The organism is Ruegeria sp. AP11, assembly GCF_056535865.1.
Map to the genome: position 1 here is coordinate 3,272,596 of NZ_JBQFJB010000001.1, position 25,497 is coordinate 3,298,092.

Below are 25,497 nucleotides of genomic sequence, written 5' to 3' on the forward strand. Positions count from 1 at the left end.
CTCCCTATTGGGTCGCCCCTTAACTAATTGTACATATCTTCAATGAGATGTGCGTGTTTCTTTTCCACCAGACCACGTTTCAGCTTCATCGTCGCGGTCAGTTCCTCATCCTCAGCGGTCAGCAGCACGTCGATCAGGCGGAAATCCTTGATCTGTTCCACCCGCGCAAACTCGTTGTTTACGGCCTTGATTTCCGCTCCGATCAGATCGGTTACCTCCGGTGCGGCACAAAGGGATGCGAAATTCGAGAATGGAATCTTACGCTCCTGCGCGAATTTCTCGACGTTTTCCTGATCGATCATGATCAGCGCGGTCAGATACTTGCGCCTATCCCCGATGATCACGGCATCCGATATGAACTGGCTGAACTTCAACCCGCTTTCGATCTCTGCGGGCGTGATGTTCTTACCGCCAGCGGTGATGATGATGTCCTTGAGGCGGCCCGTAATGGTGACAAAGCCATCCTCGTCGATATGCCCCATGTCCCCGGTGCGCAGCCAGCCGTCGCAGGTAAAGCTTTCGGCGGTTTTGGCATTGTTGCGCCAGTAACCCTGAAAGACGTTCAGACCTTTGACCTGAATTTCTCCGTCCTCCGAGATGCGAATGTCATTGCCCGGAACCGGCTTGCCGATGGTGCCGATCCTGTTGGCCTCAAGCGTGTTCAGCGCGGCGATGCCTGCGGTTTCGGTCATCCCGAACCCTTCGACAATGGGCACACCAATCGCCCAATACCACCGCAGCAAATCAGGTGAGATTGGCGCAGCGCCCGAACCGCCGCGCCGCATCCGGTCCAATCCAAGCATGCGACGCAGGTTCCGTAGGACCAGCCGATCCCAGATCCAGAACCGCAGCCGAACCATCGCGGGAACGGGTTTGCCTGCAAGGATATACTCGGCTCGTGCCATACCTGCGCTGAGCGCCTGCGCGAATGCGAAACGCCCGGTCGGCGTTGCCTCTTTCGCCATGAACATGACCTGCGAGTAAATCTTCTCCCACACGCGCGGGACGGCGGTGAAAGTGGCGGGAGAGACTTCTTGCAGGTTCGCGAACACTGTTTCGGGGCTTTCCGCGAAATTCACGGTGCTTTTCGTCGCCAACGGATAGTAGATCGAAACATCACGTTCGAGGATATGGCAAAGCGGCAGGAAACACAGTTGCTCGTCGGACGCCAGCGACGGCAGGGAATGCGCTCCGGCCTCGATCGCGGCCATGATGTTTTCATGGCTCAGCATCGCGCCTTTGGGGTTGCCGGTGGTACCCGAAGTATAGATGAGCAGGGCGGTGTCTTGCGGCATGGCCAAGGCGATTTCCGCCTCGAATGCGCGGGGATCATCGGCCTCGGCCTGCTGCCCCAAAGCGTACAAGTCCCCTATCATTTTGCAGCGCGGATGGTCGAGATCGTGCAGGCCTTCGTTCTCAAGGATAATGACCATGAGCAGATCTGGCAGGTCCGCTTCGACCTCAAGGAACTTGTCCAACTGCTCTTCGTTTTCAACGATCAGAAAGCGGCTGCCACTGTCATTGACCAGATACTTCAACTGGCTGGCTGAATCCGTGGTGTAGACGCCCGAGGCGATCCCCCCGACACATTGGATGCCCATATCGAACCACGCCCATTCCTTGCGGTCCTCGGACAGGATCGAGACGACCTCACCGCGCTGCAGCCCCAGTTTGCGCAGTGCAAGCCCGATCCATTTGGCGTGTTGCCAGTAATCGGCCCAGGAATAGGATTTCCAGATGCCGAAATCTTTTTCGCGATGCGCGGTGCGCGACCCCAGCGCGGCACAGCGTTTCTGGAACAGCTCGCAAATCGTGACGCAGCCATCAACGCGAAGGGGGCGCTGACCCGGCGTTGCGTTGAACTGAACACCGTTGATGACGGTCTGTGGGGGCAGGGGGCTTGCGTCCATCCGGCTCACCTCCACGTCTTCTTGCGTTTCCAGCGGCGGTTTTCCCGCGCACCTTCTTCCTGAACACCCAGATAGAAATTCTGGATGTCTTCGGATTGCAGCAGCACATCGGCGGTTCCATCCATGACGATCCGCCCGATCTCCATCACATAGCCATGATGGGCGAGTTCCAGCGCGGCATTGGCGTTCTGTTCGACCAGCATCATCGTCATGTTCTGCTCGGCATTGAGGCGCTTTAGGATACCGAAAATCTCCTGCACCAGCAGCGGGGACAGACCCAGAGACGGCTCGTCCAGCAGCATGATGCGCGGGTTGGCCATCAACCCGCGCCCGATTGCAAGCATCTGCTGTTGTCCACCAGACAGGGTTCCGGCCTCTTGCGAGCGACGTTCCTTCAACACAGGGAAATATGAGAAGACCAATTCCCGGTCGTGATCAATCTGGCCTTTATCGGACAGCGTATAGGCCCCGAGGCTCAGGTTCTCATCGACGGTCAGCAGCGGAAAAACCTCGCGCCCCTCGGGCACATGCACGATGCCCTTTTGCACAACCTTATGCGGCTCAGACCCTTGAATCTGCTGCCCGTCAAAAGTGATCGATCCTTTCTCGGGGTCCATCACGCCCGAGACGGTTTTCATCAGCGTTGTCTTGCCCGCGCCATTTGCGCCCAGGATCGAGACGATCTGACCCGGATGCACATCCAGCGACACACCGCGAATGGCCATGATGGGGCCATAGAAGCTCTCGATATTTCGGATGCTGAGGATTGGCTGGCTCATGAGGCTTTGCCCAGATAGGCTTCGACCACTGCTGGATGCGACTGCACCTCTGCCGGTGTGCCAAGCGCCAGCTTCGCGCCATCGGCCATTGCCAGAACCCGGTCGGATACGCCCGAGACCAGTCCCATATCGTGTTCCACCATCAGCACAGTGATCCCCATCTGCCGCCGTATGTCGTCGATCCACCAGCGCATATCGGTGGTCTCTTCCACCGACAGGCCCGAGGCGGGTTCGTCCAGCAGCAGCAGTTTCGGATCGGTGGCCAGCGCGCGGGCGACCTCGACCACCTTGCGCACGCCATATGGCAGGCCCGAGATCATCTTGTCGCGGAACGCCTGAAGGTCGAGAAAATCGATAATTTCCTCGACTTTTTCGCGATTTTCGATCTCTTGCCTGCGCGCGGATGGCGTGAACAGGATTTCCGAGATCAGGTTGGTTTTCCGATGCCGGTGCCGCCCCACCAGAAGGTTCTGCAGAACGGTCGCGTGTTCGAACAGTTCGATGTTCTGAAACGTCCGTGCAACGCCATAGGCCGCAACGGCTGAAGGTTTGACGCGCAGCAGATCATGCCCATCGAACCGGATTGCCCCGGCAAAGGGATCGTAGAAGCGCGAGATCAGATTGAAGACGGTGGACTTGCCCGCGCCATTCGGGCCGACGATGGCGAATACCTCGCCCTCCTGAACATCGAATGACAGATCATCCACCGCGGTCAGCCCGCCGAATTTCAGGGTGACGTTATCAAACTTCAGCAGACTCATCTCAGACGCTCTGTCTTGAGATAGGATTTCTGCCGTTTGAACATGTCCTTGCGGTAGAACGGGAACAGCTCGAACCATGTGCGGATTTTCAGCCAGCGGCCATACAGTCCCATCGGTTCGAACAGGATGAAGGCGATCAGGATCATGCCGAAGATGCCGAATTCCAGCCCCGGGATGGCGACCGTATTGCCGCCGAACAGGGCTGCGGCATATTCCTTTGAGATCGACAGGAATTGCGGCAGGAAGCCGATCACGATCGCGCCCAGAAACGCGCCATGGATCGAGCCCAACCCGCCGATCACGATCATCATCAACAACTGGATCGAGATTACGACACTGAAGGTTTCGTTATTGAAAGCTCCGGCGAACATCCCCATCAGTGCGCCTGCCAGCCCGGTGACAGCGCAGGACAAGGCAAACGAGATCGTTTTGGTCCGCGCGATATCGACGCCCATTGCCTGCGCCGAAACCTCGGAATCGCGCACAGCAATAAAGCTGCGGCCCAGCGGCGCGCGCAGCAGATTGATATAGCCCAGCGTCACAATGACGGCGACCGCCAGAACCAGCCAGAAGAACTGATCCGGCGTGGACCAGCGATCCACCAGATGGCCGAATATTTCGACACCGCCCAGATATTTGCCTGCGACACCTCCGGTAACGGGTTCGGCCAGAACGATGATGTCGTCCATCAGAACAGACAAGGCCAGCGTGAAGATCGCCAGATAGATGCCGTGCAGACGCAGGGCCGGGATGGCGACCGTTGCTCCGACGATGCCAGTCAACAGCCCCGCCAGCGGGAAGGCCAGCAAGAAGGGCACGCCTGCTTCGATCAGGATGACATTGGCATAGCACCCGACCGCCAGAAAGGCGGCATGGCCCAGGCTGGCCTGTCCGGTATGACCGGTCAGGATCATCAGACCCAGCCCCGCAATGGCCCAGATCAGGACATTGGTCAGCTCCCCTAAATAGAAATCATCCAGCCACCAAGGCGCGACGGCCACGACAGCCAGCAGAGCCATGTAGAGGCTGAGCTGATAGCCATCCTTCCAGGGGCGTATGTCCTGCATATAGTTGGTTTTGAACACGATCCGCATGGCGATCAGACCTTTTTGACCCGCACCTGACTGAACAGGCCATGTGGTCGGAAGATCAGAACCGCCAGCAACAACGCGTAAGGTGCAATCTGGCTGTATCCGGCTGCAATGTAGCGGCTGGCAAAGGGTTCAATGACGCCGACGATCAGCCCTCCGGCCAAGGCGCCGGGCAGGCTGCCGAACCCTCCGATCACGGCCGCCGCAAAGGCTTTGATCCCCAGCAATCCCGTCGTGGGATCAACCGAGCCCTTGGCGGCGAATAATATTCCGGCAATTCCGGCGACCACGCCAGCCAGTGCCCAGATAAAACCCTGCACCCGCTTGACAGGTATACCCATGTAATAAGCCGCCAACTGGTTCTGAGACGCGCCCTGCATGGCAAGCCCCAGCTTGGTTTTGCTGAAAAACACGTAAAGACCCCAGGTCAGCAGGACGGTGACGACGATGACAGCCACATCCTCCATCCCCAGCACGAGGCCACCAAAACGCACCTCTTTCCCGGCCAGTGGGTTCTGCAGAGTCTGCGGTTCATGCCCCCAGATCAGCCCGGCGGCAAAACGGATCACAAAGCCCAATGCGATGGTCAGGATCACCACAGCGGTCTGGCTTTCGCCAAACAGGCGGCGGATGATCAGTCGGTCGACCAGATACCCCAATACCCCCATGATCCCCAGCGAGATCGGCAGCGCCAGCCAGAAGGGCAGGCCCATATACTCGGTGTTGGTCAGGCCGATGGTGACAAACGCACCCAGCATCATGAAATCGCCCTGCGCGAAATTCACCGCCTCGGTCGCTTTGTAGATCAGAACAAAGCCGAGTGCGATCAGGCCGTAGACGCAGCCATTCGCCAGCCCGCTGATCAGCAGCTGTGCGTTATCCAATCTCACCCTCCCTCAGCCGGTTTTGTCCGGCGCTTTGATCTACTATGGCGCGATAATCACCTTGCCGTCACTCTTTTTCAGCGCGTCCGCGAGTTTTGGCAGCACCTCCCGCAGGGAAAGCCGGGCAGAGACATCCGTGTGCCAGCGGCCATCCGCGAACCGGGCTTGCACTTCACCGACAACCCGCATCTGGTCGGCAGGGGGCGTATCCATCATCCAGCGGGTCAGCCAGAACCCCTCGATCCGCTTGCTCATGAAGATCAACTGCCCCATCTGAGTCAGCTTCGGCAACTCAGTGCTGAGCTTGCCGTAACACACCCAGCGCGCACCGTTTGGCATGGCGCAGAAAATCTGCTCAGAAAGTTGATCGGCCACGGCATCCAGAAAGACCCGAGGCTTCAGGGCCGAACTGATCTTGTCGAACCTGTCCGAAATCTCCGGGTCGCCGGTCACCAGAACCTCGGCGGCCCCAAGCTCTTTCAACGTGTCTACAGCCTCCGCCCGACGCACTAGGGCGATCGGCTTCAAACCAAGATCACGCCCCAGACTGCACATAAGCTTGCCCAACTGGCTGGTCGCGGCAGAGATGACAAAGGCCTCTCCGGCGTTGTGGGCAATATCCACCATCGCCATTGCGGTCAGCGGGTTCACGATCTGCGCCGCACCATCCTCGTCCGAGATATCGGGCCGCAAAGGGATACACATCAGCGCTTGCGTCACCACATATTCAGCCCATGCGCCCGAGCCAGCGGCGACAAAAGCCACGCGCTGACCCTGCAACGCTTCGGCCCCGCTGCCTGTTGCAACGACATCGCCGCAGCCTTCGAACCCGGCGGCGGCGCCTTTGACACGCGGCTGGCCATATTCGCCCTTGATAAAGTGGATGTCGGACGGGTTTACCGATGCGGTACGCAACCGGATCAAAACCTGTCCGGGTCCCGGTGTGGGGACAGGGATTTCTGCTTCGGCCAGCCAGTCCGAGGCGTCTGCCAAAGTCGGGCCAGAGGCGCTGCCCGAATATCCTTCATGCGTTTGAACAACGGCAAACATAGTCTCGGGCAGGGCTGTCATGTTGCAATCCTTTGTCGCTGATTTGGGCTGCGGAAGCCTCTGTTTAAGCGGGGAAAATCCGTACAGCTTTCAACTCAAGGCAAGCAAAATAAAACATCGAGGTCAATCCGCCAGCTTAATGACGCGGCGGAATCCGCTGGGTCAATGCAACTCGGGCTGGCCGATTTTGGCCAACCCGGTGTTTTCTTATTGCTGCGTCAACAGCGCCCGCAGATCCTGAATTTTCGCTACTATCGTCTCTGGCGATGCCTTGATGTCATCAAGGATCTGAATGACCTGAGTTTTTACGGTGTCTGCCAATGCGCTGTCCTGTACCGAGGCAAGCATCGCATCATAATCGAAATTCTGTGCGGTCAGCATGCCATCCTGTACCCAGGTATTCAGCAAATCCTGTCCCTGCGTCGCCAGCGCTGCAACCTGATCGCCCGCCTGAGCGGCGGCGTCATTTGCCTGTTCCGCCAGAGCGCTGGCAGTGTCGCTGGCCTGTTCTGCGACCGATGACGCCGCCTCGGTCGCCTGATCTGTAAGGGACGATGCCGCCTCAGAGGCCTGTTCGGTCGCCTCATTCACGGCATCTGTCGCGGCTTCCTGCACGGCCGAGGCAGCATCGCCCACCGCTTCGGTGGCGTCTTCCGCAGCGGCCTGCAGCTTTTCAGCCGGGGTCGGCTCGGGTTTGGTTGTGTAATAATAAGCGCCGGCGCCAATGGCGGCGATGGCAACGATAAGTAGTAGGCGTGACATATGAGTCTCCTTTGAATGCTCTGTCGCCGAGATGGGGTAAAACTACACGGGCTCAAAGGGGAAAACCCGTGAAATTGCAGCATAATCCGGGTTTGGGCCATGGCACGCTGATTAACCCCGGATCGGGCGGCGGGTTCACGCCACTGGCAATGGCTGTAGCGCATTTAATAGTTTTGGGACTTGAAGATTATGGCGGAGAGACAGGGATTCGAACCCTGGGTGGGCTTGCACCCACAACGGTTTTCGAGACCGCCCCGTTCGACCACTCCGGCACCTCTCCGCGGGGGTCTGTGAGGGGGGGATTTAGTGAGGAACGCGCAGGGGTGCAAGCAGAAAATTCCGGAATTTACCGATCGCGGGATTTTCCATTGCCAGTGCGCCGAAAACTCCTAGGCTGATAGCTATGACATATCATCTACGCCACCTCGTTTTGTGCCTTGTTCTACCGCTGCTCACCCTTGCCACGGCGGCGCAGGCCGCAAACCGGGATCGGATCGAGGCGTTTCTGACCACAACAGGCTTTGATGTCGCGCTTGAAAGCATCGCACTGGCCTCGGCTTCGGCGCCTCAGATGCTGGGGATTGATCCGGACGGATTCGGCTCGGATTGGACACGACTGACCAAAGAGGTGTTCGACACCGAAAAGATGCATGAAACCGCTGTGACGATTCTGGAACAGACCCTGAGCGACGAAGCGTTGAACCATGCAGTAGAATTCTATGCCTCGGATCTCGGCCAAAGACTGGTTGCAGCCGAGAATGCCGCGCATGTGGATGAGGATGACGAGGGCAAGCAGCGCCAGGGGCAAGAAATCGTGTCCGAGCTGATCAAAAAGGGCTCGACCCGGGTCGAAAGCCTGAAGCGCATGAATCGTGCGGTGGATGCCAGCGGCACGTCCCTGCGGGCACTGCAGGAGATTCAGGTTCGGTTCCTGCTGGCTGCCAGCGCATCCGGCGTTATCGAGCTACAGCTCAACGGCGACGAGCTTCGAGAAAGAATGCGCCAGAACGAGGGCGATATGCGCCGGTCGTTGCAGCTTTCTGCACTGGCAGGTGCGGCTAGTACGTACAAGGATTTCTCGGATGCCGATGTCGACGCATATGTTGAGGCGTTGGAGCAACCGATGATGCAGGAAGTTTACGAACTGCTGAACGCCATCCAGTATGAGATCATGGCCATGCGGTTTGAGGTTCTGGCCGCCCGAATGGCGGAACTGCGCCCGGCGCAGGACATCTGATGCGTTTGCTGGCCGCAGTAACAGCGCTGCTATTGTCGGCAGGTTCGCTGACCGCAGGTGAGCAGGTCGAGCGGCTGTTGCAAGCCATGCATTTGTCCGAGTTTCTGAACATCCTCAGTGATGAGGGTCGGGCGCAGGGGCAATCGTTGAATGAGATGATGTTGGGTGGCTCAGGTGGGAGCTATTTTGAGGCGCAGATCAGCCGTCTCTATGATCCCGACCGGATGCACCTGCAGATGTCAAACGCAGTCGAACGAAATATGTCCGAAGCGCAACTGGAACAGGCAGCCATTTTCTTTGAAAGCGATCTTGGGCAAACCATCGTCTCGCTTGAGAATTCGGCGCGGCGTGCCTTATCCGATGAAACAATCGAGGACATGGCGCGCACGGTATATGAACAAGCGGATCGTGAAGACACGTTTTTTCGACTGGTGGATGAATATGTTCAGGTCAACGATCTGATCGAACAGAATGTCAGGGGCACGATCAGCGCTGATTTCAGTTTCTATCGCGGATTGGCGACCGGGCAGGACGCAGGTGCCAATGAAGAAGCCTGGCTGGCAGAACTGCTCTCGCAGCGAGAGGAGACAAAGAAAGAGACGACGGAATGGATGTACTCTTTCCTTTTGATGGCCTATCAGCCGCTGTCAGAATCCCAGATGCGAGAGAATATCGCCTTTTCCCGCACCGAAACCGGGCGCGCCCTGAACAAGGCTTTGTTTGAAGGGTTCGATCAGATGATCAACGGTATTTCCTTCCAATTGGGTGAGGCGGTGGCTCAGGCGATGCAGGCGTCTGATCTCTGATCCCGGAATTGGGTTGACTTTACCCATGAATGTTTGGATAAGCGCGCATCCCGGCCGGAATCTCCGCGCCGGGTCTCGTTATTATTGACCCAACGGCTGATGCCTTCGGGTCGTCACACAGCCCGAAAAGGGCGCGCTGTTCGAGGTGGCATTTGCCAGCAACGCCCGAGAGGGGACCACAGAACGCGGTTAGACAAAGGAAAGACGCATGTTTGCGGTCCTCAAGACTGGCGGCAAGCAGTACAAGGTTCAGGCGGGCGATATCCTCCGCGTTGAAAAACTGGCTGCCGACGCAGGTGAAAAAGTTCAATTCAACGATGTTCTGATGCTGGGCGGTGACGCACCGGTTGTTGGCGCACCTTTCGTTGAAGGCGCGGGCGTACAGGCCGAAGTGATCGAACAGATCAAAGGTGACAAGGTCATCAAATTCGTCAAACGCCGTCGTAAGCACAGCTCGAAGCGTACCGTTGGCCACCGTCAGAAACTGACCCTGGTCAAAATCACCGACATCCTGTCGTCGGGCGCTGACAAATCGGGCATCAAAGCTGCAACCGGTTCGGTTTCTGCAACTGCTGTTGAAGCGGCTGCACCCAAGAAAGCACCGGCCAAGAAAGCTGCCAAAGCCGAGGCACCCGCTGCCGAAGCTGGCGCGGACGATCTGAAGAAACTGTCCGGTGTTGGTCCGGCGCTTGAGAAGAAACTTCTCGAAGCAGGCATCACCACCTTTGCCCAGATTGCGGCATGGACGGATGAAGACGTTGCTGCTATGGACGAGAAACTGTCGTTCAAAGGCCGGATCGAGCGTGAAGGCTGGATCGAACAGGCCAAAGAACTGGCTAAAGGCTAAGGAGAGAGAGAATGGCACATAAGAAAGCTGGCGGTTCCTCCCGTAACGGTCGCGACTCAGCGGGTCGTCGCCTTGGCGTGAAACTGTATGGTGGTCAGGCCGCCATCGCAGGCAACATCATCGTGCGTCAGCGCGGCACCAAGTTCTGGCCGGGCGAAGGCGTGGGCATGGGCAAAGATCACACCATTTTTGCAACCACCGATGGCGCCGTGAAGTTCCACAAGGGACTCAAGAACCGCACCTTTATTTCGGTCCTGCCAGTGGCGGAGGCCGCAGAGTAAGCCGAAACCCAGAAGGTTTAATAAAAAATTCATGGGGGACCGGCAGAAATTGCCGGTCCCTTTTTCGTTTTAACGCAGTTGTGATCACCCGAACCGATGACCGTCGCGACCACCAGTTTCCTGATTTTTGCCGCCAGCCAGGTCGGCACGCCGGGACCGGCCAACATGGTCCTGCTGGGTACGGGTGCGCGCTATGGCTTTCGGGCGGCGCTGCCCTTTGTGGGCGGCGTCATTCTGGGCAAGCAGTTGATCATCTGGCCGGTTGGTTTCGGTTTGATGCAGGTTGCCGATCAGGCACCACTGGTGTTTGAGGCGCTTAAATACGCTTCAGCCGCCTATATTTGCTGGCTTGCGTGGAAGATCGCCAATCTGCGGTTGTCACGCGGGTCGGCGGATGAGCAGGTGCCGGGTTTCATGGCCGGACTGATCGTGCATCCGCTCAATCCCAAGGCCTGGGCGATGATTATTGCCGGGTTCACGGGGTTTGTCGCCACCGGGACCTCCAGCTTTGACGCGACGCTTACGATCGCTGCGTGTTTGTTACTTTGCCAGGTCATTCTACACCCGGTCTGGACATTTGCCGGAGATCGGATCGCCCATGCGGTTGAAGGTCGGCCTGCGGAAAAATATCTGATGTGGACGTTAGCGAGTTTGACTGTTGCGTCCGTACTTTTTGTGTTGTTCGGAGGAGGAACGCACTCATGAAACTTGAGACGATAATCAATCAGCCGGTCATCGAAACCGAGCGGTTCGACCTGCGCCCTCTGCGTCGGTCGGATATGGGTCTCATTGAACATTATGCAGGCGAAGAGCGCGTGGCGCGCATGACGTCCAGCATACCGCATCCGTTGCCGCCCGGCTCGATCGAGGCGTTTGTGACGCGGGCGATGGCCGAGGACCGGGACGAGGATGTCTGGGCAATGGATGCCACCAAGGATGGCGGGCCAGAGCTGATCGGCGTGATCTCACTGACCCGGTTAGATCGCAATCAGTCCGAAGTTGGCTATTGGGTCGCGCCGCTCTATTGGAACACCGGCATCGCATCGCTGGCGGTTGAAGCGCTGGTGAATGCCAACCCGCTTGAGAACGCCAACATGTTCGCCAGCGTGTTTCAGGACAATCCGGCCTCGGCCCGGGTGCTGACCCATTGCGGATTCCAGTATCTTGGCGATGCGGAAAGCTATTCGGTGGCGCGCGACGCGAATGTGCCCACCTGGACATATACTAAGAAACTCTGACTTGTGGCCGGTGGGGCCTTTGCAGTAGGGGACAGTCATGAAATTTCTCGATCTTGCAAAGGTCTACATCCGGTCCGGGGCCGGAGGTGGCGGTTGCGTCAGCTTTCGGCGCGAAAAATACATCGAATACGGCGGCCCCGATGGCGGGGACGGCGGTAAGGGCGGTTCGGTCTGGGCCGAGGTTGTCGACGGGCTGAACACCCTGATCGACTTCCGCTATCAACAGCATTTCTTCGCCAAAAACGGACAACCCGGTCGCGGTCAGCAGCGCACCGGCAAGGATGGCGATGATATCGTTCTGCGCGTGCCGGTCGGGACCGAGATCCTGGACGAAGACGAAGAGACCGTGATCTGCGACCTGACAGAGGTTGGACAACGGGTGTTGCTGGCCAAAGGTGGCAATGGCGGCTTCGGCAACCTGCATTTCAAATCCGCGACCAATCAGGCCCCGCGCCGCGCCAATCCGGGGCAGGCGGGCATCGACCGCACCATCTGGCTGCGGCTGAAACTGATTGCTGATGTCGGCCTGCTGGGTATGCCCAACGCGGGCAAATCGACCTTTCTGGCCGCCACATCGAATGCGCGCCCCAAGATCGCGGATTATCCGTTCACAACACTGCACCCGAACCTGGGCGTTGTCGGCGTTGACAACGTGGAATTCGTTGTGGCTGACATTCCCGGCCTGATCGAGGGCGCACATGAAGGGCGCGGGATCGGTGACCGTTTCCTCGGACACGTGGAACGCTGCGCGGTGCTGCTGCATCTGGTCGACGGCACCTCGGAAACCGTGGTCCAGGATTATCACACCATCATCACCGAACTCGAAGCCTATGGCGGCGCGTTGGCGGACAAACCGCGCATCACTGTTCTGAACAAGATCGATGCGCTGGACGACGAAGAACGTGACCTGATCAAGTCCGAACTGGAAGAGGCCGTCGGCGGCCCGGTCATGACCATGTCCGGCGTTGCGCATCTGGGCGTGACCGAGGTGTTGCGCGCCTTGCGGGCGCAGATCGACGAAAACCGACTGCGCCAGAAACCCAGCGAGGAGGCCACGCCTTGGCAACCCTGAGCAATGCCCGCCGTCTGGTGGTCAAGATCGGATCGGCCTTGCTGGTCGACCGAAAAACGGGACTGCTCAGATCGGATTGGCTGAAATCGCTGGCGCAGGATGTGGCCTGGCTGAAAGGGCAGGGCACGGATGTTGTACTGGTCTCGTCGGGATCAATCGCGCTGGGCCGAGGCGTTCTTGGCCTGCCGATGCAGAATCTGCCGCTGGAGCAATCGCAGGCAGCCGCAGCGGTCGGTCAAATCCGTCTGGCGCGCGCCTATGAAGAAGCGCTGGCGCCGCATGAGATCAAGACCGCTCAGGTGCTGGTGACTCTGGAAGACAGCGCAGACCGGCGGCGATATCTGAACTCCCGTGCGACATTGGAAACCCTGCTGAGTCTGGGCGTCGTTCCGATTGTCAACGAAAACGACACAGTTGCCACAGATGAGATCCGATATGGCGACAATGACCGGCTGGCCGCTCAGATCGCCGTGACCATCGGGGCGGATCAGTTGATCCTGCTGTCGGATGTCGACGGGTTCTATTCCGGCAACCCCAACGAAGACGCCTCAGCCACCCGTTATGATGTGATCAAACAGATCACCCCCGAGATCGAGGCGATGGCGGGCGATGCAGGATCGGGTCTGTCCAAGGGCGGTATGAAGACCAAACTGCTGGCGGCAAAAATGGCCACGGCAGGCGGGTGCGATATGGCGATCACGGAAGGATCGCCACAGAACCCTTTGAGAACGCTCGATAATGGTGCAAACTGCACATGGTTCACGGCTACACTTGATCCGCATGCGGCCCGGAAACGCTGGATCTCGGCGATGAAACCGCGCGGCGAGATCGTGATCGATGACGGCGCGGCAAAGGCGTTGTCCAATGGCAAGAGCCTGCTGCCCGCTGGTATCGTCGAGGTGACCGGAGATTTTGGCCGTGGTGACCCGGTGGCCATACTGGACGCGCATGCGCGGCGGCTGGCGCAAGGGCTCAGCCGCTATACCGCGCAAGAGGCGGACGCGATCAAGGGACGGAAATCGTCCGAAATCGAGGCGACGCTGGGCTATCCTGGCCGCGCGGCGCTGATCCACCGGGACGATCTGGCGCTGTAATGGCCGGGCCTGATAAACTGAAACCGAAAGGCGCTTGAGATGAAGGATTTCGACAACATTCCCGCAATGATGGCCGACCTTGGTGCACGTGCCAAAGCCGCATCGCAAGAACTGGCTTTCGCCAACGCCGAACGGAAACATGCCGCGCTGATTGCAGCGGCCGAAGCCGTCTGGACCAATCGTGCCGACATCATCGAGGCCAACAAGAAAGATCTGGAATTCGGCCGCGAAAAGGGCCTGAGCCCGGCGATGATGGACCGCCTGATGCTGGATGAGGCACGTGTTCAGGGCATGGTTGACGGGTTGCGCACCGTGGCCGATCAGGCCGATCCGGTGGGTGAGGTGATTGCCGAATGGGACATGGCCTCGGGCCTGAACATTCAGCGTGTGCGCACACCGCTGGGGGTAATTGGCGTGATCTATGAAAGCCGCCCGAACGTGACGGCGGATGCGGGTGCGCTGTGTCTGAAATCCGGCAATGCGGTGATCTTGCGCGGTGGGTCCGAGAGTTTTCATTCCTCAACCGCGATTCACGCCTGTCTGGTCGAGGGGCTGAAAGCGGCCAATCTGCCTGAAGACTCCATTCAATTGGTGCCCACGCGCGACCGTGCAGCGGTGCAGGAATTGTTGACCATGACCGACTTTGTCGATGTCATTGTGCCCCGCGGTGGCAAAGGCCTGGTCGGGCTTGTGCAGCGAGAGGCGCGGGTTCCGGTCTTTGCGCATCTCGAAGGCATCGTCCATATCTATGTCGACAAGGCCGCCGATCCGCAGAAAACGCTGGATGTTGTACTGAATGCCAAAACCCGGCGCACCGGAATCTGCGGCGCGGCGGAATGCCTGCTGATCCATCAGGATGTAGCCGAAACGCTTGGCCACGACCTTGTTGCAGCACTGCAAGCCGCTGGGGTTGAAGTTCATGCACAAGGTGCGCTGGCCACTGAAAACACGGTGGCTGCGACCGAGGATGACTGGGGCAAGGAATACCTCGACAGCATCATTGCGGCGCGACCCGTGGCTGATATCGACGCGGCGATCGCGCATATCCGGCAGTACGGCTCAAACCACACCGATTGCATCATGACCGAAGATCCGGCTGCGGCTGCGCGCTTTTTCGAACGTCTGGACAGCGCCATTCTGATGCACAATGCCTCGACCCAATTTGCGGATGGCGGAGAGTTTGGCATGGGCGCCGAAATCGGGATCGCAACCGGCAAAATGCACGCGCGCGGCCCGGTTGGGGCCGCACAGTTAACCAGTTTCAAATATCTGGTGCGCGGAAATGGAACGACCCGCGCCTAGAACCGTAGCGTGACCCGGGTCGCGGTGGTCTCGGCAGCGACCCGGCGGCCCATGGAGGTCGCCGTTTCGGGCAACAGCGCAAATTGAACCTGCGCCGGGCTGACCATATCGACAAAGCGTCCATTTACGACGCCCTTCCACAAGCCGCTGTCGATGTTCAGCTTGTCGGCGACGCCCGTCACGGTCCAAAAGTTGTCCTGTGTCGAAATCTCGACCTCTCCGCCGAACGGCATCGCACTTTCGCAGCACATCAGGGCCAGAAACGCCAGCTTGACCTGATTGCGCGGCACTGCCTCGGTCAGGTTCCAGCGGATGCGGACCCGGCCTGCGCGTTCCACATCACGCAGAAGCTCACTGACCTCGGTCCGACCCAGCGGCTGGTCGCTGGCAGAGCCAAAGGCCACCCGAAAGAACCGAATACGTGCGCCCGCGCTGCCAACACTGCCCGAGATCAGCTCCATCTCGGGGCCCTGTACGGCGCCCACCATTTCGAGCAGCTCAAGCCCGTTGGTGATGGCCCCGATCGGGCTGATCAGATCATGGCAAATCCGGGATCCGATCAACTCGGCCAGGTTGACGTCTGTTGCACCCATGCGTACCTCCTGCTGCATCTGCCGCAGGAAGCCGGAGCCCCGATATGACAGACCTGAATGCTATTCTTGCACCGGGCATGTATGTCCGCCACCCCGATTTCCCCGATTGGGGCGTTGGACAGGTTCAGTCCAATATCGGAGGCAAGATCACCGTGAACTTTCGCGAGCAGGGGAAAGTGGTAATCGACGGGACACGCATAGCCCTGATGCCGGTCTTTGATCTGTGAAACTGGTTTAGGAATGGTTAACGCCGTTGATCATAAGTGTGACCCGGCGAGAGAATATTGCCTTCGCCCGGAGTCCTGCGTTATCAGCGCAAGACTCTTAGACGGAAATCTCAATGCCAGATACAGGCCCTTCGTTCACAATCAAATTGGCCGAGACCGAGGACGAACTGCGCGCCGCCCAGCGTTTGCGCTATGACGTGTTTGTCCGCGAACTGGGCGGCGGCGGAGAGATGGTTGATCACGAGGCCGGGTTGGAGCGGGATCAGTTCGATCCGTATTTCGACCACATGCTGGCGATAGACAACCAAACCGGGGAAACAATCGGCGTTTACAGGCTGTTACCGGGCGAACGTATGAAAGAACTCGGGCGGTTCTACTCCGAGGATGAGTACGATCTGAGCGTGCTCAAGGACGGCGGGCGAAAGCTGCTGGAACTGGGCCGGTCCTGCCTGCACCCGGATTATCGCGGCGGCACCGCCATGTATCATCTCTGGAACGGGTTGGCCGCCTATGTGGCCGAGCGCGAGATCGAGGTGCTGTTTGGCGTTGCCAGCTTTCACGGCACCGAAGTTCAGAAACTGGCGCAGCCCCTGTCGATGCTGCATCACAACCATCTTGCACCACCGGACCTCAGGGTGCGCGCGCAGCCGGATGTGTATCAATCGATGGATCTGGTCGCGAAGGACGCGTTGGATCGCCGCGCGGCGATGGTGCAGGTGCCCGCATTGATCAAGGCTTACTTGCGGCTGGGAGGGTTCGTGGGCGAGGGGGCTTTTATAGACCACGCCTTCAACACTACCGACGTGTGCCTGATCCTCGACACAGCCCGCATGAACGAGCGGCAGCGCCGCATTTACAGTGGGGCCTGACACGATGAGCGGAACCTCGTGGCAAAGTGACGACGACCCCGATCCGCTGCATCTGGGATTCGTGGGCTGGATCCTGACGGTCCTGCGCGGTCTGCCCCTGGCAATTCTGGTTTTTGGCGGGCTGATCGTGTTGCTGGTTGTCCGGCTGGTCGAAATACCGCTGTTTGGCATGTATCGCCCGGTCACACCGCATATCACCCAGTTTGTATGTCGCAACGCGTTTCGAATATTAGGAATCGGGTTCCGGACCTCGGGGAACCTGATGCAGGAACGTGGGGCTGTTGTGGCCAATCACAGCTCGTGGCTGGACATATTCGCGCTGAATGCCCGCAAGCGGGTCTATTTCGTTTCCAAGGCAGAAGTTGCGAAATGGCCGGGGATTGGTTGGCTGGCGCGTGCAACAGGTACCGTTTTCATCGAGCGCGACCGCAAGAAAGCGCGAGAGCAGACGTTGGTGTTTCAGGAACGCCTTTCGGCAGGCCATAAACTGTTGTTCTTCCCCGAAGGAACATCGACCGATGGATTGCGTGTTTTGCCATTCAAAACAACGCTTTTTGCTGCGTTCTTCACTGATGAGTTGAGGGATTTCATGTATGTACAACCGGTGTCGGTGATCTATCACGCGCCCAAAGGGCAGCCGGGCCGGTTTTATGGCTGGTGGGGCGACATGGATTTCGGCCCCCATCTGCTCAAGACGCTTGGGGCGCGCAGGCAAGGGGCAGTCGAGCTGATATATCACGCACCCGCCAAAGTCAGCGACTTTGCCAATCGCAAAGAGCTGGCCGCGCATTGCGAACAGGCCGTTCGCCACGCACACGCGCTCGCATCGCTTGAAAAATAAGGGCATTTGGCCCTTGCACTGCCTCAAAACCTGCCGTATACGCGCGCCATTCAAACCCGCAGGCGGGGTTTGGCCTTTTTGAGGGAGACATCCTCATTAAGACCGCCGGTTGGAGCATCCGCTTCTTTCACCCCCGCCAAGGCGTAAACCGGAAAAGGAAAATAGCATGGCTCTTCCCGAGTTCACCATGCGTCAGCTGCTGGAAGCTGGCGTTCACTTTGGTCACCAGACACAGCGTTGGAATCCCCGCATGGGCCCGTTCATCTACGGCTCGCGCAATGGTATTCACATCATGGATCTGACCCAGACCGTCCCGATGTTGGATCAGGCTCTGCAGGCGGTCCGCGACACCGTTGCAAAAGGTGGCCGTGTTCTGTTCGTCGGCACCAAGCGTCAGGCAGCTCAGCCGATCGCCGAAGCTGCTGAAAAGTCGGCTCAGTACTATATGAACCACCGCTGGCTGGGCGGCACGCTGACCAACTGGAAGACCGTTTCCCAGTCGATCAACCGTCTGAACCAGATCGACGAAGCCATGGAATCGGGTGCCGAAGGCCTGACCAAGAAAGAGCGTCTGGGCATGGAGCGTGACCAGGCCAAGCTGCAGGCTTCGCTGGGTGGTATCCGCGAAATGGGCGGCGTTCCGGACCTGCTGTTCGTCATCGACGTCAAAAAAGAAGCACTGGCCATCGCCGAAGCCAACAAGCTGGGTATCCCGGTTGTGGCTGTTGTCGACACCAACTGCTCGCCCGATGGTGTTGACTACATCATCCCCGGCAACGACGACGCAGCCCGCGCCATCGCGCTGTACTGCGATCTGGCCGCACGTGCTGCGCTGGACGGCATGACCGCTCAGATGGGTGCAGCAGGCGTTGACATCGGTGCATTCGAAGAAGCCCCGGCTGAGGAAGCCGTGGCAGAAGAGGCCCCCGCCGAAGCAGAAGCCGCTGCAGAAGCGTAAGCTGCCCGTCACGTAAATGACATATGGGGCAGGGTAGACCTGCCCCAATTCCGTTTGAATTGAGGAGAGCCAAAAGATGGCAATCACAGCAGCAATGGTGAAAGAACTGCGCGACTCGACCGGCGCAGGCATGATGGACGCAAAAAAAGCGCTGACCGAAACCGGCGGCAATATGGACGAAGCCGTAGATTGGCTGCGCACCAAGGGTCTGGCCAAAGCGGCGAAGAAATCGGGCCGTACCGCAGCCGAAGGTCTGGTGGCCGTACACGTCAACGGTGGCAACGGTGTTGCTGTCGAAGTGAACTCGGAAACCGACTTTGTTGCGAAGAACGGCGAGTTCCAGGAAATGGTCGGCAAGATCACCTACGCGGCCGAAGGCGTCGACGATGTTGACGCGCTGCTGGCGGCTGATCTGGGTGGTAAAACCGTTGCTGACACGCTGACCGATAAGATCGCCACCATTGGCGAAAACATGTCGGTGCGCCGCATGTCGAAGCTGTCGGGCGACACTGTTGTGTCCTACGTCCACAACGCAGCGACAACCGGCATGGGTAAAATCGGCGTTCTGGTTGCCCTTTCGGGCGGCGACGAAGCCATCGGCAAGCAAGTTGCGATGCACATCGCGGCTGTGAACCCGGCTGCCCTGTCCGAAGCGGACATGGACCCGGCTGTTGTCGAGAAAGAAAAGCAGGTTCAGATGGACATCGCCCGCGAATCCGGCAAGCCGGAGCAGGTGATCGAGAAGATGATCGAAGGTCGCATGAAGAAATTCGTCGCCGAATCGACTCTGCTGAACCAGCAGTTCGTTGTGAACCCCGATCTGACCGTCGAAGCGGCTGCCAAGGAAGCAGGCGCAACCATCACCGGCTTCATCCGCATGGAAGTTGGCGAAGGTATCGTGGTCGAAAAAGAAGACTTCGCAGCAGAAGTTGCCAAAGCCGCACAAGGCTAAGGCAAACCCAAAGCTTAAAAGCAAAGAACCCGGTTGCCGCAGGCAGCCGGGTTTTTCTGTATTGAATCAATGGATTTCGTGCCCGCGCCGAAAAGATAGCCATGTCTGATGATGGAGGTATGAGGGGCCCCGCTATGATGGGGATGGACAGGGCCCCTCAAAAATTCCAACAAAGAGACGTGGACGAATAGACGCCTCAGAGTCAGAGCGATCGGAGAGCTTCGTTATCGCAAAGATCCAATCAAAACGTTCCCTGGCTAAAGCCACCACTCACGGAACACGAATAGGTTGCAATTTTCATGACCGATTGGAAAGTCATGATTTCCTTACCTAGGGTCAATTTGACACAAGTTAGCGTCAATTTAGCATTAGACTTCCATCACAAACATTTGATTCTGAAGAGCGGCCTTCAGAACGGCCTGCGCAGTGGTCTCAACAGAAAGCGCCTCGCGGGCGAGGCGAAGATGCTTTTCGACGGTGGCCGCGGTCAGCCCCATCAGCAACGCGATGTCCTGCGTGGTTTTGCCATCGCCAACCCATTGCAACGCTTCCCGCTGCCTCTTGGTCAGGGCACGGTTTGGGGCGTGATAGGGCAGGGTCAGAATCTTTAAATGGGCGACATTGTTCATCAACAGAATGTCATCGCCGTGCTCTTGCCAGACATCGTTTATCTCATCCTGGCTATGATTGTTCGATGACAGAGAAATCGCGCCTTTCGAGCGCATCGAGACAGAGTTGAAGCTGACGGTATACCCGACTGTAACGCCTCGGGATTTGTTGAACTCGAACACCCGGCGTTCTTCCGGCGACATTGTACCGCTGGACATCATGTCGTGGATCATGCTCCAGCTTGCGGCGCCCTCGTTATTCAGAGCCCATTTCAGCATAGGTGCATGGAAATAAAGACCAGACCGAATGAACCCGTCCAGGTATTCCGAGGAATGGTTGGTCAGTATCACAAAGTCTTCGGGATCGCCCAGCGAAGTCGCCGTACGGTACTGTGTGTAGCCATATAAAATACGGTCGAACCCATATTTTGCCATCTGGCGGCAATGCGCATCCCAAAGTTCTTCGAGCGTTTTGGTATAGCTCAGAAAATTCAGGTAATCCTTGAGGATCATGCCGCACTCTCCTTGCTGAGGTGGGCAGCAAGTGCATCCAGCGCCATAACATAGCTTTGCGCCCCAAACCCGCATATCTGCCCAATCGCAACCAGCGCGATGTAAGAGGTGTGCCGAAACGTCTCGCGCGCGTGGATGTTGGACAGGTGCACCTCAACCACCGGAACCTGAGCCGAGGCGATCGCATCCATCAGAGCGATCGAGGTGTGGGTATAAGCACCCGCATTCAGAACGATTCCATCATGGACGCCACGCGCCGCATGGATTGCGTCGATCAGTGCGCCTTCGTGGTTGGATTGCAGGTGGGTGATATTCACCCCCAGAGTTCGCCCATGGGAAATGCACAAATCCTCTATATCTTTCAACGTCGTATGGCCATAAACCTCAGGCTGCCTTGTGCCCAGTAGATTCAGATTAGGTCCATTCAGAACCAGGATATTGTGCATCTTCAAATTGTCCCCATTTCTTTTTTTCATAGACCCGAAACTGGCGGGCGTCCAGCGGCCAGAATATTGGTGAGTGAGGTTCGTCTATGTATGTTGGCCAATAGCACCAGTCGACGTTGCCGCGCGGGTCACAAATCGTCCATCGCAACCACAACCTTTCCGAGAACGGCACGCTGATTGATCAGATCCAATGCCTCGGCGGCACGGGCCAGAGGGAAGCGCGCTTGAATCCGAGGTGTGATCTTGCCGTCGCTATACATGGCGAACAGTTCGCCCAAGTTCTGCGCATGCCCCTTGGGGTTGCGGAATACCGAAGCCCCCCAGAACACACCCACGATCTGGCACCCTTTCAACAAGGTCAGATTCAACGGAAGGCTTGGAATACCGGCGGGAAAACCAACGACCAGATACCGTCCGGCCCAGGCCATGCTGCGCAGCGCAGGTTCCGCGTAATCGCCGCCAACCGCATCATAGACAACATCAACGCCTTCACCGCCAGCCAGCGACTTGATCTCGGCAGATAACGCCTTTTGCGCCGCACGATCCATCTCGGGCGGGTAGATGAGGGTTTCATCCGCACCGATTTCCCTGCAGAACGCCGCCTTGTCCGCGGACGAGACCGCAGCAATAACACGCGCACCCATCGCCTTGGCCAGCTCAATTGCTGCAGACCCGACACCACCGGCGGCCCCCAGCACCAGCACCGTTTCACCGGATCGCAGCTGCGCCCGATCCTTCAGGGCATGATACGAGGTTCCATAGGTAAAGATAAAACAGGCGGCGTCGTCGAAGGGCATCGCGTCGGGGATTTTCACCGCCGTCGCCGCCCTCAATGCCAGATGGGTGGAAAATCCGCCATGTCCAGTCAGGGCCAATACCCGATCTCCGGGCGCAAATCCACTCACTCCGTCACCAAACGCGATGACCTCACCCGCGACCTCGCCGCCTGGTGCAAAAGGGCGGGGCGGCTTCATTTGGTATAGATCGCGAATGATCAAGGTGTCCGGAAAGTTAACGCCCGCGGCCCGCACACGGATCAGAATCTCGCCCTTGCCGGGCGTCGGGTCGGGCAGAGTGGTCAGTTCCAAAGTCTCGGGGCCGCCAGGTGTGACGCTGAGTAATGTTTGCATGTTTTTCCTTACCCCTTGCTTCGGTGTTCATGAAATCGTTGGATTACAGGCGAGTGTTGTCAAGCAGACAGCCCCACCGCTTCCGCAACGGTAAATGGGTAAGGGAGAACTCATGACGCCCGAAACATTGTTTTCGCTGCACGGCAAAACCGCTTTGGTCACCGGTGGTGCCACCGGCATTGGCCGGATGGCGGCCGAGGCTCTGGTCCGCGCCGGAGCCCGTGTGCTGATCGCCTCGCGCAAGGGTGAGGCCTGTGCGGCCGTGGCCGCAGAACTGAACGCGCTGGACGCCCCTGGTTCTGCCGAAGGGTTTGCCGGAGATATCGGCAGCGAAGAAGGGATCGACGCGTTGGTCGATGAGGTGAAGAAGCGGACGGAAACGCTTGAAATCCTGATGAATAATGCGGGGGTTACCTGGGGCGCTCCGATGGGTCAATTTCCCTATGCGGCATGGGACAAAGTGATGTCGGTTAATGTAGCGGGCATTTTTGATCTGACTCAGAAGCTGTTGCCATTATTGATGAAATCCGCCTCGGACCGGGATCCCGCGCGGGTGGTAAACGTGGGATCGGTGATGGGTGAAACGCCGATGGGCGACGGCGCATACAGCTATTCCGCATCAAAAGCGGCGGTGATTCATCTTTCCAAAATCATGGCCAAAGAGCTGGCGCCGTACCGCGTGACGGTAAATGCTCTTGCACCGGGACCATTTGTGTCGCGCATGACGGCCTTTGCCACAGAAGATGAGGACAAGCGTGAACGCGTGGGCAAGTCTGTCCCGTTGGGCCGTGTCGGGCAGGCCGAGGATATTGCGGGTTGCCTGCTGTTCCTCTGCGGGCGCGGCGGCAGTTATGTCACTGGGGCCGTCGTGCCGGTTTCGGGCGGGATCAATGTGCAGAGCGGAGGGAACATCTTCGCTGACGCACCTTAGCGGCGTTCAACATCTGGAAGACGGATGACTAATCAGGATAATACGTTAGATATAAATGCGGTAGATGCGTATCTTAAGGCGCATTTAACAGGTTATCAGAGCCCGTTAGAGGCTACCAAATTCACGGTTGGGCAATCGAACCCGACTTATCTGTTGCGAACACCTGATCGAAACTACGTGCTGCGCCGCAAACCTCTGGGCGTTCTGCTCAAGTCCGCGCATGCAGTAGACCGTGAGTTTCGGGTTCAGAGCGCTCTGATCGATACGAACGTCCCGGTGCCGCGGATGTACCTACTGTGCGAGGATGACAGCGTCATCGGTTCGGCTTTTTATGTGATGGAACATCTGGACGGCCGCTCTTTCGTGGATCCCGTCATGGAGGGCGAAACCAGCGCCACCCGGACTGCCATTCTGGATGAGATGAACAGGGTTTTGGCGGAACTTCATATGGTCGATATCGATGCCGCAGGTCTGTCGGATTTTGGTCCTCCGGGAAACTATTTCGTGCGACAGATCGGGCGCTGGACCAAACAGTACCGCGCTTCTGAAACCGAAGACATAAGCCAAATGAATAGGTTGATCGACGAACTTGAACTACAAGTGCCTGCTGAAGACGGGCAAAGAACACTGGTTCATGGCGACTATCGCATTGATAATATTCTGTTCGAACGCGATGGAACGGCATGTATTGGCGTATTGGATTGGGAGTTGTCGACAATCGGTCATCCCTATGCGGATTTGGCAGCGGTAATCATGCAGTGGCAACTGCCACCGGGAAAGGAGGGGCGGGGGCTGGCCGGGGTGGATCGGGAAGCGCTTGGGTTGCCCTCGGACCGGGCCTTCGTTGCAGACTACTGCGCGCGGCGCGGCCTGCCCGGGATCGACAATTTTGGTTTCTATCTCGCCTTCAATTTCTTCCGCATGGCCGCTATTCTTCAGGGCGTCTATAAACGGGCGTTGGACGGCAACGCATCAGACCCTGCACGAGCGCGCGCCTTTGGGGCATACGTCCCGGTATTTGCCCAGCATGGTCTGACCGCGCTGGAGGAGTAGATCATGAAGTTTGACCCAACGGCGCTGCCCCGCATTCAGGACTGGATGCAGCGGTATGTGGACGAAAGGAAATACGCCGGTAGCAGTCTGCTGATCCAGCATGACGGGCAAGAGGCATTCTTTCATAGCTGTGGCCGCCGATGCATCGAAAAAGACCTGCCATTTCAGCGTGATAGTCTGGTCCGCATCTATTCCATGACCAAGCCCGTGACCTCGGTTGCCCTGATGATGCTGGTCGAACGCGGGTTGTTCCATCTCGATGCTCCCGTATCCGAATTCCTGCCCGAGTTTCAATCGATGCACGCCCTGATCCCCGGTGCCACGCGTCTGGATCAGACCGAGGCCGCGCCGACGCCAACCTTGCACCAGTTGCTGACCCATACCAGCGGATTGAGCTATCCGTTCAATCCCGGGCTGTTGCCCGAAGCGATGGATGAGCTTGATCTGATTTTCTCTCCGGCACAGGGCGCGCTTGCGGATCGGGTCAAGCTGCTGGCTGGTTTGCCTCTGGCCTTTCAGCCGGGTCATCGCTGGGAATACTCCGTCGGCATCGACGTCATCGGTCGCGTGATCGAGGTCGTCTCGGGTCAGCCATTCGACCGTTTTCTGGCCGAGCACATCTTTGACCCGCTGGGCATGCGCGAAACCGGGTTTTCCGTGCCGACCGGGGCAGGGGACCGGTTTGCCTCGCTTTATACGCCGCTTGCCGGGGATGCGATGGATTTGAATGCGGCCAAAACCGGAGGCGATACGCTGCGCCTTGTCGACTGCGCCGGAGAGTCACCCTTTGAAGCCGCCACCACCTTTTCTGGCGGAGGCGGCCTGATCAGCACGATCGACGATTACGGTCTGTTCGCAGAGATGCTGCGAAACAAGGGCTCGGGCGACGGGGTGCGAATACTGGGACCTAAAACCATAGAATTTATGTTTCGCAATCACTTACCCAGTGACATTGCTTCAATGGGACCGCAAAGCTTTGCCGAACAGCCTATGGAGGGCACCGGGTTCGGCATAGGCGGCGCGGTGGTGCTTGATCCTGCGCGATTGCGGTGCCCGGGCTCGGTCGGAGATTTCGGCTGGGGCGGCATGGCATCCACTTATTTATGGGTGGACCCGGTCAACAATTTCTCGGCAGTTTTCTTCACGCAATTGTCGCCTTCCAGCTCATATCCCTCGCGGGCAGAGTTGAAGGCGCTGGTGCACGGGGCGCTCGTTGAATGATCGTAACGCGGATGATAGCGGGTAGTATCACCGAACCGGAG

28 protein-coding genes and 1 tRNA gene are annotated in these 25,497 nt (G+C 58.2%); 17 read left to right on the forward strand and 12 right to left on the reverse strand.

The window, feature by feature from the left end; genetic code table 11:
• Nucleotides 1-23: 23 nt before the first annotated feature.
• The 8 genes from ACR3E4_RS16350 to ACR3E4_RS16385 all read right to left on the reverse strand — a co-directional run bounded on the left by ACR3E4_RS16350 (nucleotide 24) and on the right by ACR3E4_RS16385 (nucleotide 7,517).
• Complete coding sequence (locus ACR3E4_RS16350) at nucleotides 24-1,910, reverse strand: AMP-dependent synthetase/ligase (protein ID WP_480532424.1); 1,887 nt, start codon at nucleotides 1,908-1,910, stop codon at nucleotides 24-26.
• A 5-nt stretch (nucleotides 1,911-1,915) separates the two neighbouring features.
• Nucleotides 1,916-2,689, reverse strand: coding sequence for an ABC transporter ATP-binding protein (locus ACR3E4_RS16355; protein ID WP_480532422.1), 774 nt, complete (start codon nucleotides 2,687-2,689; stop codon nucleotides 1,916-1,918).
• Nucleotides 2,686-3,450, reverse strand: coding sequence for an ABC transporter ATP-binding protein (locus ACR3E4_RS16360; protein ID WP_480532420.1), 765 nt, complete (start codon nucleotides 3,448-3,450; stop codon nucleotides 2,686-2,688). Before ACR3E4_RS16360 ends, ACR3E4_RS16355 begins: the two co-directional genes overlap by 4 nt.
• Nucleotides 3,447-4,544, reverse strand: coding sequence for a branched-chain amino acid ABC transporter permease (locus tag ACR3E4_RS16365; RefSeq protein WP_480532418.1), 1,098 nt, complete (start codon nucleotides 4,542-4,544; stop codon nucleotides 3,447-3,449). The genes ACR3E4_RS16360 and ACR3E4_RS16365 overlap by 4 nt, the downstream gene beginning before the upstream one ends.
• 5 nt (nucleotides 4,545-4,549) lie before the next feature.
• The gene (locus ACR3E4_RS16370) at nucleotides 4,550-5,425 is read right to left on the reverse strand and encodes a branched-chain amino acid ABC transporter permease (RefSeq protein WP_480532416.1); all 876 of its coding nucleotides are present in this window, start codon (nucleotides 5,423-5,425) and stop codon (nucleotides 4,550-4,552) included.
• 42 nt (nucleotides 5,426-5,467) lie between these two features.
• Nucleotides 5,468-6,496: an alcohol dehydrogenase catalytic domain-containing protein gene (locus ACR3E4_RS16375; RefSeq protein WP_480532414.1), complete on the reverse strand. Its 1,029-nt coding sequence runs from the start codon at nucleotides 6,494-6,496 to the stop codon at nucleotides 5,468-5,470.
• Nucleotides 6,497-6,682: 186 nt separating this feature from the next.
• Entirely contained in the window at nucleotides 6,683-7,237 is a 555-nt protein-coding gene (locus tag ACR3E4_RS16380) for a hypothetical protein (protein ID WP_480532412.1), read from the reverse strand.
• Between the two features lie 190 nt (nucleotides 7,238-7,427).
• Nucleotides 7,428-7,517 (reverse strand) — tRNA-Ser (locus tag ACR3E4_RS16385).
• Between the two features lie 123 nt (nucleotides 7,518-7,640).
• Here ACR3E4_RS16385 and ACR3E4_RS16390 point away from each other — a divergent pair.
• The 9 genes from ACR3E4_RS16390 to ACR3E4_RS16430 all read left to right on the forward strand — a co-directional run bounded on the left by ACR3E4_RS16390 (nucleotide 7,641) and on the right by ACR3E4_RS16430 (nucleotide 15,114).
• On the forward strand, nucleotides 7,641-8,474 hold the full coding sequence (locus ACR3E4_RS16390) for a DUF2059 domain-containing protein (protein WP_480532410.1): 834 nt from the start codon (nucleotides 7,641-7,643) through the stop codon (nucleotides 8,472-8,474).
• Complete coding sequence (locus ACR3E4_RS16395; RefSeq protein WP_480532408.1) at nucleotides 8,474-9,280, forward strand: DUF2059 domain-containing protein; 807 nt, start codon at nucleotides 8,474-8,476, stop codon at nucleotides 9,278-9,280. The genes ACR3E4_RS16390 and ACR3E4_RS16395 overlap by 1 nt, the downstream gene beginning before the upstream one ends.
• Before the next feature lie 208 nt (nucleotides 9,281-9,488).
• The gene (locus tag ACR3E4_RS16400) at nucleotides 9,489-10,127 is read left to right on the forward strand and encodes a 50S ribosomal protein L21 (RefSeq protein ID WP_480532406.1); all 639 of its coding nucleotides are present in this window, start codon (nucleotides 9,489-9,491) and stop codon (nucleotides 10,125-10,127) included.
• 11 nt (nucleotides 10,128-10,138) lie between these two features.
• Nucleotides 10,139-10,408, forward strand: a complete 270-nt coding sequence (gene rpmA / locus ACR3E4_RS16405; protein WP_039535512.1) for a 50S ribosomal protein L27 — start codon at nucleotides 10,139-10,141, stop codon at nucleotides 10,406-10,408.
• A 96-nt stretch (nucleotides 10,409-10,504) separates the two neighbouring features.
• On the forward strand, nucleotides 10,505-11,113 hold the full coding sequence (locus ACR3E4_RS16410) for a LysE family translocator (RefSeq protein ID WP_480532404.1): 609 nt from the start codon (nucleotides 10,505-10,507) through the stop codon (nucleotides 11,111-11,113).
• Entirely contained in the window at nucleotides 11,110-11,646 is a 537-nt protein-coding gene (locus ACR3E4_RS16415) for a GNAT family N-acetyltransferase (protein ID WP_480532402.1), read from the forward strand. Before ACR3E4_RS16410 ends, ACR3E4_RS16415 begins: the two co-directional genes overlap by 4 nt.
• A 37-nt stretch (nucleotides 11,647-11,683) precedes the next feature.
• Nucleotides 11,684-12,718 carry a GTPase ObgE gene (gene obgE, locus ACR3E4_RS16420; protein WP_480532400.1) on the forward strand — a complete coding sequence of 345 codons (1,035 nt, stop codon included), beginning with the start codon at nucleotides 11,684-11,686 and terminating at the stop codon, nucleotides 12,716-12,718.
• On the forward strand, nucleotides 12,706-13,812 hold the full coding sequence (gene proB, locus ACR3E4_RS16425; RefSeq protein WP_480532398.1) for a glutamate 5-kinase: 1,107 nt from the start codon (nucleotides 12,706-12,708) through the stop codon (nucleotides 13,810-13,812). The genes obgE and proB overlap by 13 nt, the downstream gene beginning before the upstream one ends.
• A 39-nt stretch (nucleotides 13,813-13,851) precedes the next feature.
• Nucleotides 13,852-15,114: a glutamate-5-semialdehyde dehydrogenase gene (locus ACR3E4_RS16430; protein WP_480532396.1), complete on the forward strand. Its 1,263-nt coding sequence runs from the start codon at nucleotides 13,852-13,854 to the stop codon at nucleotides 15,112-15,114.
• Here the strand turns inward: ACR3E4_RS16430 and ACR3E4_RS16435 are convergent.
• Nucleotides 15,111-15,707 carry a histidine phosphotransferase family protein gene (locus ACR3E4_RS16435; protein ID WP_480532394.1) on the reverse strand — a complete coding sequence of 199 codons (597 nt, stop codon included), beginning with the start codon at nucleotides 15,705-15,707 and terminating at the stop codon, nucleotides 15,111-15,113. The two genes, ACR3E4_RS16430 and ACR3E4_RS16435, sit on opposite strands and share 4 nt — an antisense overlap.
• A gap of 44 nt (nucleotides 15,708-15,751) precedes the next feature.
• Between ACR3E4_RS16435 and ACR3E4_RS16440 the strand changes: the two genes are divergently transcribed.
• The 5 genes from ACR3E4_RS16440 (at nucleotide 15,752) to tsf (ending at nucleotide 19,554) form a co-directional block, all read left to right on the forward strand.
• Nucleotides 15,752-15,934, forward strand: a complete 183-nt coding sequence (locus tag ACR3E4_RS16440) for a DUF3553 domain-containing protein (RefSeq protein WP_039535521.1) — start codon at nucleotides 15,752-15,754, stop codon at nucleotides 15,932-15,934.
• A gap of 113 nt (nucleotides 15,935-16,047) precedes the next feature.
• Nucleotides 16,048-16,803, forward strand: a complete 756-nt coding sequence (gene olsB / locus ACR3E4_RS16445) for an L-ornithine N(alpha)-acyltransferase (RefSeq protein ID WP_480532392.1) — start codon at nucleotides 16,048-16,050, stop codon at nucleotides 16,801-16,803.
• A gap of 4 nt (nucleotides 16,804-16,807) precedes the next feature.
• A complete protein-coding gene (gene olsA, locus ACR3E4_RS16450; protein WP_480532390.1) occupies nucleotides 16,808-17,644 on the forward strand; it encodes a lyso-ornithine lipid O-acyltransferase in 837 nt (278 codons plus the stop codon).
• Nucleotides 17,645-17,810: 166 nt separating this feature from the next.
• Nucleotides 17,811-18,602, forward strand: a complete 792-nt coding sequence (gene rpsB, locus ACR3E4_RS16455; protein WP_480532388.1) for a 30S ribosomal protein S2 — start codon at nucleotides 17,811-17,813, stop codon at nucleotides 18,600-18,602.
• 76 nt (nucleotides 18,603-18,678) lie between these two features.
• Nucleotides 18,679-19,554 (forward strand): translation elongation factor Ts, encoded by an 876-nt coding sequence (tsf, locus tag ACR3E4_RS16460; protein WP_480532386.1) that lies wholly within the window; start codon nucleotides 18,679-18,681, stop codon nucleotides 19,552-19,554.
• A 368-nt stretch (nucleotides 19,555-19,922) separates the two neighbouring features.
• Here tsf and ACR3E4_RS16465 read toward each other — a convergent pair whose 3' ends face one another.
• The 3 genes from ACR3E4_RS16465 to ACR3E4_RS16475 form a co-directional block, all read right to left on the reverse strand.
• Nucleotides 19,923-20,675: an autoinducer binding domain-containing protein gene (locus ACR3E4_RS16465; RefSeq protein WP_480532384.1), complete on the reverse strand. Its 753-nt coding sequence runs from the start codon at nucleotides 20,673-20,675 to the stop codon at nucleotides 19,923-19,925.
• Complete coding sequence (aroQ, locus tag ACR3E4_RS16470; protein ID WP_480532382.1) at nucleotides 20,672-21,121, reverse strand: type II 3-dehydroquinate dehydratase; 450 nt, start codon at nucleotides 21,119-21,121, stop codon at nucleotides 20,672-20,674. The genes ACR3E4_RS16465 and aroQ overlap by 4 nt, the downstream gene beginning before the upstream one ends.
• A 128-nt stretch (nucleotides 21,122-21,249) precedes the next feature.
• Nucleotides 21,250-22,251, reverse strand: coding sequence for an NADPH:quinone oxidoreductase family protein (locus ACR3E4_RS16475; protein ID WP_480532380.1), 1,002 nt, complete (start codon nucleotides 22,249-22,251; stop codon nucleotides 21,250-21,252).
• 112 nt (nucleotides 22,252-22,363) lie between these two features.
• On the opposite strand from ACR3E4_RS16475, the gene ACR3E4_RS16480 reads away from it, so the two are divergent.
• The 3 genes from ACR3E4_RS16480 to ACR3E4_RS16490 are packed head-to-tail and all read left to right on the forward strand — an operon-like array spanning nucleotide 22,364 to nucleotide 25,456.
• Nucleotides 22,364-23,182, forward strand: a complete 819-nt coding sequence (locus tag ACR3E4_RS16480) for an SDR family NAD(P)-dependent oxidoreductase (RefSeq protein WP_480532378.1) — start codon at nucleotides 22,364-22,366, stop codon at nucleotides 23,180-23,182.
• A gap of 24 nt (nucleotides 23,183-23,206) precedes the next feature.
• Complete coding sequence (locus tag ACR3E4_RS16485; protein ID WP_480532376.1) at nucleotides 23,207-24,235, forward strand: phosphotransferase; 1,029 nt, start codon at nucleotides 23,207-23,209, stop codon at nucleotides 24,233-24,235.
• Nucleotides 24,236-24,238: 3 nt separating this feature from the next.
• Complete coding sequence (locus tag ACR3E4_RS16490) at nucleotides 24,239-25,456, forward strand: serine hydrolase domain-containing protein (RefSeq protein ID WP_480532374.1); 1,218 nt, start codon at nucleotides 24,239-24,241, stop codon at nucleotides 25,454-25,456.
• Nucleotides 25,457-25,497 lie beyond the last annotated feature (41 nt).